At 73.5% G+C, this 2,513-nt stretch carries 2 protein-coding genes, 1 rRNA gene and 1 pseudogene; 3 read left to right on the plus strand and 1 reads right to left on the minus strand.

Features of this window, described 5'->3' with window-relative positions; translation table 11 throughout:
* The first annotated feature begins 144 nt into the window (after positions 1 to 144).
* The 3 genes from rrf (at position 145) to ACFT55_RS17265 (ending at position 2,210) form a co-directional block, all read left to right on the plus strand.
* A 5S ribosomal RNA gene (gene rrf, locus ACFT55_RS17255) occupies positions 145 to 261 on the plus strand.
* A 222-nt stretch (positions 262 to 483) separates the two neighbouring features.
* Positions 484 to 1,752 (plus strand): AGE family epimerase/isomerase, encoded by a 1,269-nt coding sequence (locus ACFT55_RS17260; RefSeq protein WP_380245072.1) that lies wholly within the window; start codon positions 484 to 486, stop codon positions 1,750 to 1,752.
* Positions 1,752 to 2,210, plus strand: a complete 459-nt coding sequence (locus ACFT55_RS17265; RefSeq protein WP_380245073.1) for an RrF2 family transcriptional regulator — start codon at positions 1,752 to 1,754, stop codon at positions 2,208 to 2,210. Before ACFT55_RS17260 ends, ACFT55_RS17265 begins: the two co-directional genes overlap by 1 nt.
* Here the strand turns inward: ACFT55_RS17265 and ACFT55_RS17270 are convergent.
* Positions 2,190 to 2,513: pseudogene (locus ACFT55_RS17270) on the minus strand (hypothetical protein); the annotation flags it as partial. The gene ACFT55_RS17265 and the pseudogene ACFT55_RS17270 overlap by 21 nt on opposite strands.

The raw sequence follows: 2,513 nt of genomic DNA on the forward strand, positions 1-2,513 counted from the left end.
AAGCCAACAACTTCACACACATACCAACACCGTTGGTCAATCATGCTACGCGTCCACTATGCGGTTCCCGAGAAACGGGCACCACCCCACCCACCCCGTACGCGGGGTTGGGGATGTGGGGTGACCCTGATAACTCGACACTGTTACGGCGGTCATAGCGTTGGGGAAACGCCCGGTCCCATTCCGAACCCGGAAGCTTAGCCCTTCAGCGCCGATGGTACTGCCCTCGAGAGGGGGTGGGAGAGTAGGACGCCGCCGGACACCCATTCACGAAAGGCCCACCCCACACGGGGTGGGCCTTTCGCATACCCCCACACCACCCCCAAGCCCCCACACCGCCCCAGCCGCCACACCGACCCGGATCCCACACCACCCCGGGCGCCCACCCCACGCACCGGCGCCCCGGTGGCCGGGCAGAGGCAGCCAGGGCTCGGGGCGGAAACGGCGGCGCGCCCGCGGAGCGGGTGCCGATAGGCTCGGCAGGTGACCGGATCACCTTTGCTCCCTGCCAGTGGCCCGCACCCGTCGTGGCGGGCTGAGCACTTCCTGAGCCTGTTGGACTTCGCGCGACCGTCGATCGGTGCGGACGGTACGGCCGGCTGGCTGGACGACGCCGGCGCGGTGGACCCGACGCAGCCTGCGCACCTGTGGATCACGTGCCGGATGACGCACACCTTCGGTCTCGGGCACCTGCTCGGCGTGGAGGGCACCGAGGAGCTGCTGGGTCGCGGGCTCGACGGCGTCGCCACCTCCCTGGCGGACGCGGAGCACGGCGGCTGGCTCGCCTCCCGCGGCCCGGGAGCCGGCGAGGTGGACGGGCTGAAGCAGGCCTACGGTCACGCGTTCGTCGTGCTGGCCGCCTCCACGGGGGTCGTCGCCGGCGCCCGTGGTGCGGGCGCGCTGCTGGCCCGCGCCCTGGAGGTGCTCGAGGAGCGCTTCTGGGAGGCCGACCACCAGCTGCACCTCGACGAGCGCTCGCGCGACTGGACCGAGATCGACCCCTACCGCGGGGTGAACGCCAACATGCACTCGGTGGAGGCCCTCCTCGCGGCGCACGACGCGACCGGGGAGCGCCGGTGGCTCGACCGCGCCGCCGTCATCGCGGACCGGGTCATCTCGTGGGCGCAGGACAACGGCTGGCGCATCCCCGAGCACTTCGACTCGGCCTGGGTGCCGCAGCTCGAGTACAACGCCGACCGCCCGCACGACCCCTTCAAGCCCTACGGCGCCACGCCGGGCCACGGCCTGGAGTGGGCGCGGCTGCTCCTGCAGGTGGACGTGGCCTCCGACACCGCGGGCCGTCGCTCCGACGCTGCCCGGAACCTGTTCGAGCGTGCCGTCGAGGACGGGTGGGACGGCCCGCAGGGCGGGTTCGTCTACACGACCGACTGGACCGGTACCCCCGTCGAGGCACGACGCTTCCACTGGGTCGCGGCAGAGGCGGCGGCCGCCGCGGACGTGCTGCACCGCACGACCGGCGAGGACCGCTACGCCGAGCTCGCCGACGGCTGGTGGCGTTGGATCGACGACCACCTGGTCGACCACGAGCGCGGCTCCTGGTACCACGAGCTCGACACCGACAACGTGCCCTCGGGTCGCACGTGGGTCGGCAAGCCGGACGTCTACCACGCCGCCCAGGCCGTCATCCTGCCCGACCTGCCGCTGACCGGGTCGTTCGCGGCGTCGGCCAGCGCCGCCGGCCGGATCCTCGACGGCACCCGGCTCACGACGTCGACGGAGGCGCGCGGCTGATGAGGATCTCGGCGAAGGCGGACTACGCCGTCCGTGCGGCCGCCGAGCTGGCGGCAGCGGCGGACGGTGGACCCGTGCCCGCCGAGTCCCTCGCGCGCGCCCAGGGAGTGCCGCACCGGTTCCTCGAGGCGATCCTCAGCGACCTGCGCCGCGAGGGCATCGTCGCGAGCCGCCGCGGCGCCGGCGGCGGCTACGTGCTCGCCCGGCCCGCCGACCGGGTGACCGTCGCCGACGTGGTGCGGGCCGTGGACGGCCCGCTCGTGTTCGTCCGCGACGCACGGCCCTCCGACCTCGAGTACACGGGGGCGGCCGCGTCGCTGCTGCACGTGTGGGTGGCCCTGCGCGTCAACGTGCGCGCCGTGCTCGAACAGGTCAGCCTCGCCGACCTGGCCGCGGGAAACGTCCCGGACGCGGTCCGCCGGCTCACCGACGAGGAATCAGCCTGGCACAGCCCGTGACCACCCTCGCCGGTCGCCCCCTCTGACCTGCGGCTCTGGTGACCCACGGCCCCCGGCCGGACCAGACCCACGGGGCGCCACCGGCGTGCCGCACCGCTCGTGAGCCCCTCGTCCAGGACCCGCGCCCTCGACCGCCGCGTACAGCACCACACCGAGCGACCACAGGTCCGACTCCGGCCCCGGCTGCCGGCCGAGCACCCGCTCGGGCGCGATGAACTCGGGCGAGCCGACGAACGCGCCGGTCTCGGTCAGCCCCTGCTCGCCCTCGACCTGGGCGATCCCGAAGTCGCTGAGGACGACCCG

Origin of the sequence: Isoptericola sp. NPDC057191, from assembly GCF_042670225.1 — a bacterium.
In the GTDB taxonomy this organism is placed as follows: domain Bacteria; phylum Actinomycetota; class Actinomycetes; order Actinomycetales; family Cellulomonadaceae; genus Isoptericola.